The 6476-nt window shown below is 45.2% G+C and carries 9 protein-coding genes; 8 read left to right on the top strand and 1 reads right to left on the bottom strand.

Annotated elements, in window-relative coordinates; translation table 11 throughout:
• The 8 genes from A3756_RS06910 to A3756_RS06945 all read left to right on the top strand — a co-directional run.
• Positions 1-254, top strand: a 254-nt coding sequence (locus tag A3756_RS06910) for an MlaD family protein (RefSeq protein WP_156490337.1), incomplete at its 5' end; no start/stop codon positions are given.
• A 71-nt stretch (positions 255-325) separates the two neighbouring features.
• Positions 326-1045: a phospholipid-binding protein MlaC gene (locus A3756_RS06915; RefSeq protein WP_068511147.1), complete on the top strand. Its 720-nt coding sequence runs from the start codon at positions 326-328 to the stop codon at positions 1043-1045.
• 1 nt (position 1046) lies between these two features.
• Positions 1047-1370, top strand: coding sequence for a lipid asymmetry maintenance protein MlaB (locus A3756_RS06920; protein ID WP_068511145.1), 324 nt, complete (start codon positions 1047-1049; stop codon positions 1368-1370).
• Positions 1371-1591: 221 nt separating this feature from the next.
• Positions 1592-1831 (top strand): BolA family protein, encoded by a 240-nt coding sequence (locus A3756_RS06925; protein WP_068511143.1) that lies wholly within the window; start codon positions 1592-1594, stop codon positions 1829-1831.
• A 60-nt stretch (positions 1832-1891) separates the two neighbouring features.
• On the top strand, positions 1892-3154 hold the full coding sequence (gene murA, locus A3756_RS06930) for a UDP-N-acetylglucosamine 1-carboxyvinyltransferase (RefSeq protein WP_068553165.1): 1263 nt from the start codon (positions 1892-1894) through the stop codon (positions 3152-3154).
• Positions 3155-3180: 26 nt separating this feature from the next.
• Positions 3181-3813 (top strand): ATP phosphoribosyltransferase, encoded by a 633-nt coding sequence (gene hisG / locus A3756_RS06935; RefSeq protein WP_068511138.1) that lies wholly within the window; start codon positions 3181-3183, stop codon positions 3811-3813.
• A 54-nt stretch (positions 3814-3867) separates the two neighbouring features.
• Positions 3868-5166 (top strand): histidinol dehydrogenase, encoded by a 1299-nt coding sequence (hisD, locus tag A3756_RS06940; RefSeq protein ID WP_068511137.1) that lies wholly within the window; start codon positions 3868-3870, stop codon positions 5164-5166.
• A gap of 15 nt (positions 5167-5181) precedes the next feature.
• Complete coding sequence (locus A3756_RS06945; protein ID WP_068511135.1) at positions 5182-5943, top strand: Nif3-like dinuclear metal center hexameric protein; 762 nt, start codon at positions 5182-5184, stop codon at positions 5941-5943.
• A gap of 4 nt (positions 5944-5947) precedes the next feature.
• Here A3756_RS06945 and A3756_RS06950 read toward each other — a convergent pair whose 3' ends face one another.
• Complete coding sequence (locus A3756_RS06950; RefSeq protein ID WP_068642351.1) at positions 5948-6445, bottom strand: YhcB family protein; 498 nt, start codon at positions 6443-6445, stop codon at positions 5948-5950.
• Positions 6446-6476 lie beyond the last annotated feature (31 nt).

The raw sequence follows: 6476 nt of genomic DNA on the forward strand, positions 1-6476 counted from the left end.
GCGGGATCAGTCTTGATGAGCAGTCTTACACAGCGCTGGTAGAGATGGAAATATATTCATCTGTTGATCAGCTGTCAGCAGATAGTGTCGCATCGATTCAGACGGCCGGTTTACTGGGAGAGAAGTATGTTGATCTCAGTGTTGGTGGGGAAGAAGAGCTATTGAAAGACGGCGATACCATTTTTGATACGCAGTCTGCGATGAATTTAGAGAAAATTATTGGTGCGTTCGCCTCGGGCCAGATAGATCTCTAATTAATGGTGTAATGACTAGTTTTGGGTAGCTCCTATCCTGGTTCACTTCTATTTGATAAGAATTTAACGTTATGAATAAAGCATTTAAGTTGGTTACTCTTTGGCTGGTTTTGGCGCTTGGTATTGCAGCAGCTCAAGTATCTTACGCAGCGACCACGACCGCAAGTCAGGGTCTGGAGTCTGAAGAAATCAGGCTGACTGTTGAGAAAAATGTTACTGAAGTGTTGGAATTATTTAAGGTAGAAAGGGAATACTACGAAACTGATCCAGAGCGCTTTTTAGCGAGTATGGATGGTGCACTAAATAAAATAGTGGACTTTCGTCGTATCGCTGCACGTGTCATGGGAAAGTATGGCCGCAGGGCTTCTAAGGAACAAAAAAATCGATTTGTTTCGGTTTTTAAAGATAGTTTGTATACGACCTATACCAAAACATTGGTGGAAAGTGGTGTCTTTGATATCAAAGTAACAAAAGCCAAGCTTAATAGCCGTAGTGATAAGAAAGCTGTGGTTGATATGCAAGTGATAACAGATAATGGCACTGTGCTGCCGGTTGCTTATTCGATGTATTTAAATAAAGAAAATCAGTGGCTGATGGAAAACGTAATTGTTTTCGGTGTCAACGTTGGTTTGGCCTTCAGGGATCGTTTTGCTCTTCAATATAGGAAAAGCAAAGGCGACCTCGACTTAGTTATTGATGGGTGGAGTGTCGACCTAGATATTAAGAAACCTGACGGTACTGATATTATCATTACTAAGCCAGAAACGGCTTCTGTAGCCGAGGGTGCCTAAGGTGATATCTATTTCACGCAAGGAAGGTAGTCAGGGCGATATGCTTGAAGCATCACTTGCTGGTTCGTTATCAGAGCGTGAGGCTCGTGAGGCAAAATCATTGCTTCTGAGCTTTGTTCAGGAGTCTTCCTCGGAACACAAGTCTGTTAAAATTGATGTATCTGGCGTAGAGAGTGTCAGTAGTATTGTCGTGGCCATTCTGCTGAGTGGTTTACGTGCCGCTAACAAGCACTCTTGCGTATTATCTTATGTCAATCTTCCTGAATATTTGTTTAATATGGCGCGCGTTGGTGGTGTTGAATCGATCTTGGCGGGCGCTGAATAGCTCTCTGGTGGATCTGCTTAGCCTTTTGCTCTCTAATTAGTGTCTAGAGCTTGGTCTTTTATTAAGGCTATATTGCTCGTTATTCTTGCATGCTTTGTAATAAAGCGGCTTTAGTCCCTTCTGCGATTCCTGTATGATACCGCCTTTTTACGCATGCCTTTTTGTCATGTGTAGCGATATTATTATTTTTCAATCATTAATTAACTGGGTAGTGGGCGAGTATGCAAGCATCAGAAGTTGAAAAGCTAATTCTTGATCAAATGGACGATGTCGAAGTAAGGGTAGAGTCTGACGGTTATCACTACCAGGTTACAGCGATAGGCGAGGTCTTCGCTGGCCTAAGCCCCGTAAAAAAACAGCAGCTAATCTACGCATGCCTTAATAAATATATAATTGATGGGACGATACACGCGGTCATCATCAAAACCTATACTCCCCAAGAGTGGGCTGAAAAAGCTTAGTCTTTTGTTTAGGCATATCTCAGTAGACAAATTTAACAAATACATAGAAGGATGCTTATCGTGGATAAGTTATTAATTGGTGGTGGTGTAAAGCTTGACGGTGATATTCGTATCTCTGGCGCTAAGAATGCAGCTTTGCCCATTCTGGCTGCAGCTTTGTTGGCTGATGAACCCGTTACTGTTGGCAATCTTCCTCATTTACACGACGTCACGACGATGATTGAGTTGATGGGACGCATGGGGGTTGAGTTGATGATCGACGAAAAAATGAGTGTCGAGATAAATGCGTCAACTATTAAAGAACTAACTGCTCCTTATGAGCTGGTTAAAACCATGCGAGCGTCTATTTTGGTACTTGGTCCTTTGCTTGCTCATTTCGGTCGGGCGGAAGTATCTTTGCCTGGAGGTTGTGCGATAGGAAGTCGACCAGTGGACTTGCACCTGCGCGGTCTCGAAGCAATGGGGGCCGATATACAGGTCGAAGATGGCTATATTAGAGCTTCTAGCAATGGTCGGCTTAAAGGTGCAAACATCTTTCTTGATACGGTAACTGTAACGGGTACTGAAAACCTGATGATGGCTGCCGCTTTGGCTGAGGGTAAAACCATCCTGAATAACGCTGCACGAGAACCTGAAGTCGTTGACTTGGGTGAGTGTCTGAATGCGATGGGAGCTGATGTTAAAGGTCACGGTACCGCAACGATTGAAATTAATGGCGTTGCATCCTTAAAAGGTTGTCATTATGACGTGCTGCCAGATCGTATTGAAACAGGTACTTACCTTTGTGCTGCCGCTGCGACCTGTGGCCGCGTAAAGCTTAAAGACACACGTGCTGATTTGTTGGAAGCAGTTCTGGTCAAGCTTAAGGAAGCCGGGGCACACATTACCACAGGGAAAGACTGGATTGAGCTGGATATGAAGGGTAAGCGCCCTAAAGCTGTATCAGTGAAAACTGCACCTTATCCCGGGTTTCCAACTGATATGCAGGCACAGTTTGCATCGATGAATTGCGTAGCAGAAGGCACAGGTTCAATTACAGAAACAGTATTTGAAAACCGTTTTATGCATATTCACGAGTTAATGCGCATGGGGGCTGACGTTAAGCTCGAAGGCAACACTGCGATCATTACCGGGGTTGAGCAATTACATGCTGCGCCTATTATGGCAACTGACCTTCGTGCCTCTGCTTCATTGGTAATTGCGGGGCTTGTTGCGAAAGGTGATACGCTTGTTGATCGTATTTACCATGTTGATCGTGGTTACGAATGCATTGAAGAAAAACTGCAGCTACTGGGTGCAAAAATAAAGCGCCTGCCTAGTTAGACGGTGAAGTTTAAGAGTAAAAAATTATGTCAGAGAATCTAATAATTGCTTTGTCAAAAGGGCGCATCTTGAAAGAGACGCTTCCGCTGATTAAAGAGGCTGGAATCGAGCCGCTAGAAGATGTCACCAGTAGTCGAAAGCTGATTTTTGATACCACTGTAGAGAATGTGAAAATGATTATTCTCCGGGCCACCGATGTGCCTTCATATGTTCAATTCGGCGGCGCAGATATCGGTGTTACCGGAAAAGATGTCCTAATGGAACATGGCGCGGATGGCCTATACGAGCCATTAGATTTAGGTATTGCCAAATGCAAGTTAATGACTGCTGCGAAAAAAGGTAGTGTTAGCCCTAAGGGAAGAATTCGTGTTGCCACTAAGTTTGTAAACCTGGCTAAAGCATTCTATTCGCAGCAAGGTATTCAGACTGACATCATCAAGCTGTATGGGGCGATGGAGTTGGCGCCCCTATTAGATTTAGCTGATGAAATTGTCGATATCGTCGATACCGGAAATACCCTAAAAGCAAATGGCTTGGAGCCAAGGGAAATGATTCACCCTGATATTACAACTCGTCTTGTTGTGAATCGTGCGTCAATGAAAATGAAGCACGCACAAATTCAACCAATTATTGAAAAAATGAAGAAAGCCGTTAAATAAAGCTATCAAAGCTGACCTTCGGTGAGTTATGACTATTAACACAGGAAAATCTCAATGGTAGATATTAAACGTTTATCCAGTACTGATGATAATTTTGAAGCTGCTGTAAAGCAATTGGTTGCATGGGATGATCAGCTTGATCATGACGTTCATGCGACGGTCAAAACGATTCTGGATGACGTTAAATCTACTGGCGACGATGCCTTGGTTAAATACACTTCTAAGTTTGATGGTTTGAGTGTTGGAAGTGCCTCTGAGCTAGAGATTCCAAAGGCACGCTTAATGGAAGCGCTTCAAAGCCTACCTACCGATCAAAAGCAGGCTTTGGAGATCTCTGCACAGCGGGTAAAAGGCTATCACGAAAAACAGAATCAGGGTTCTTGGGACTTTACTGAAGTGGATGGCACGCGCCTTGGCCAGCGAGTAGTACCACTTGATAAGGCAGGTTTGTATGTGCCAGGTGGTAAAGCGGCTTATCCTTCGTCTGTTTTGATGAATGCTATTCCTGCAAAGGTAGCAGGTGTGCCTGAGGTCATCATGGTGGTGCCAACACCTAAGGGTGAAGTTAACGAGCTTGTATTGGCAGCTGCGGCGCTTTCCGGCGTCGACCGTGTCTTCACTATTGGGGGTGCTCAAGCGGTTGCAGCCTTAGCTTACGGTACAGCGACTGTTCCAGCAGTCGACAAAATTGTTGGGCCAGGAAATATTTTTGTGGCGACCGCCAAGCGAGAAGTATTTGGTACCGTTGGTATTGATATGATTGCCGGTCCTTCAGAGATTCTTGTGATTTGCGATGGGAAAACTGACCCAGACTGGATTGCAATGGACCTGTTTTCACAGGCAGAGCATGATGAAAACGCTCAGCCTATTTTGATATCACAAGACGAGCAGTTTTTAGATCAGGTTGAAGCCAGTATTAGCAAATTGTTGCCAACGATGGAGCGTGAGGAAATAATCACAGCATCGCTGGTATCCAGGGCAGCATTCATTAAGGTCGACTCTCTGAGCCAAGCGGCTCATGTTAGCAACCTGATAGCACCTGAACACCTGGAGTTATCAGTAGAAGATCCCGATGCCTTGTTGACAGAGATTCGCCATGCAGGCGCAATCTTTATGGGCCGCTATACCGCCGAAGCGCTTGGTGACTATTGTGCTGGACCTAACCATGTATTACCAACTTCTGGAACTGCACGCTTTTCTTCGCCTCTAGGTGTGTACGATTTCCAGAAACGCTCTTCGATTTTGCACTTCTCAGCAGAGGGTGCAAGTGAGTTAGGGAAGGTGGCATCGGTACTTGCTCGTGGTGAAGGATTGACAGCCCACGCTCGTTCCGCTGAATATCGCATCAAGTAGCTTAGGTCCGTAATCATGTCGGTTAACTTACAAGAATTGAGTACCTATCTTCAGCAATATTTATCGGTTGATAAGATTAAGGACTATTGCCCGAACGGTATCCAGGTAGAAGGTCGAGCTTCTGTTAAGCGAATCGTTGGTGGAGTAACCGCCTCCCAAGCATTAATAGATGCGGCAGTAGAGCAGAATGCTTGTGCTATTTTGGTTCATCATGGTTACTTTTGGAAAGGTGAAGCTCAGCCTATTACGGGTATTAAGAAAAAGAGAATTAAGCAGTTACTTGTCAACGACATTAGTCTCTTAGCTTACCACCTACCTGTCGATATTCATGCAGAGTGTGGAAATAACGCTCAGCTCGCGCTGCGTCTTGGTATCGATATAACGGGGCCACTGGAACTCGGAAACCCGCGTTCTGTGGGGCAGGTTGGTCGCTTAGATAAGGCGGTCACAGTTGAGCAGTTTTCCGAGCATGTGACTAACAAGCTAGGTCGCCAATGCGAGTTTGTTGGTGAGCCTAACCGGTTAATACAGAATATTGGGTTTTGTACTGGTGCAGCCCAGGGGATGATTGACCTTGCAGTGAGTCAGAACCTTGATGCTTACCTAAGTGGTGAGATATCCGAGCCAACCGTTCACGTCGCAAGAGAAACCGGGGTCGCCTATTTCGCCGCAGGCCATCATGCGACCGAGAAAGGGGGGATTCAAGCACTTGGGCAACATTTACAGGAAAAGTTTGATATCGAGTTTGAGTTTATCGATATCGATAATCCAGTTTAATGGCCTAGATTCTTGGTGGCTCTTTAACAAGCAGCTCTTCTTCTTGCTCCGAGCTAACTTCTTTTTTAGTAATGCCATAAGTTTCTGACAGTGTGCCTGTGTCGGCGTCGCTATTCTTTGGAGCATAGTCCATAGGTGGTGTGTAAACTTCAGCGCGGGGTTTCTGTGCAGCACTATCAGTACTTGCGTTAGATTGGCCGATTGCTAGAAAATCTTCAGCTTGCTCTTCATTGCACAAGCGGCTTGCGCCTTTAGCGAGCTGCTCATGCACCTCTCGGTAGCTTTTATTGAGGGTGTGTACAGCTTGCGCGGTATCCATAAAGTGTTCACTGACCTCAGCCTGGTACTTTTCATGACGAGCCTGTAGCTCGGCTAATTTTTGTTCCAAACGTTTATTCTTACTTGCTTCGCCTTGGACAGATCGATGAAAGACCGCTCCCACGACAATGCCTAAAAAGAACAGACCCACACCCGACAGAAGTTGAATCATTGTTTCGCTCACAGACTACTCTCACTCTTATGGCTAACTAGAA

This window comes from Oleiphilus sp. HI0086 (assembly GCF_001635225.1).

What these genes read in the sequence shown, in the direction of transcription:
- A3756_RS06915 (WP_068511147.1), top strand. Translation starts at nt 326, where the DNA reads ATGAATAAAGCATTTAAGTTGGTTACTCTTTGGCTGGTTTTGGCGCTT.
- A3756_RS06925 (WP_068511143.1), top strand. Translation starts at nt 1,592, where the DNA reads ATGCAAGCATCAGAAGTTGAAAAGCTAATTCTTGATCAAATGGACGAT.
- hisG (WP_068511138.1), top strand. Translation starts at nt 3,181, where the DNA reads ATGTCAGAGAATCTAATAATTGCTTTGTCAAAAGGGCGCATCTTGAAA.
- hisD (WP_068511137.1), top strand. Translation starts at nt 3,868, where the DNA reads ATGGTAGATATTAAACGTTTATCCAGTACTGATGATAATTTTGAAGCT.
- A3756_RS06945 (WP_068511135.1), top strand. Translation starts at nt 5,182, where the DNA reads ATGTCGGTTAACTTACAAGAATTGAGTACCTATCTTCAGCAATATTTA.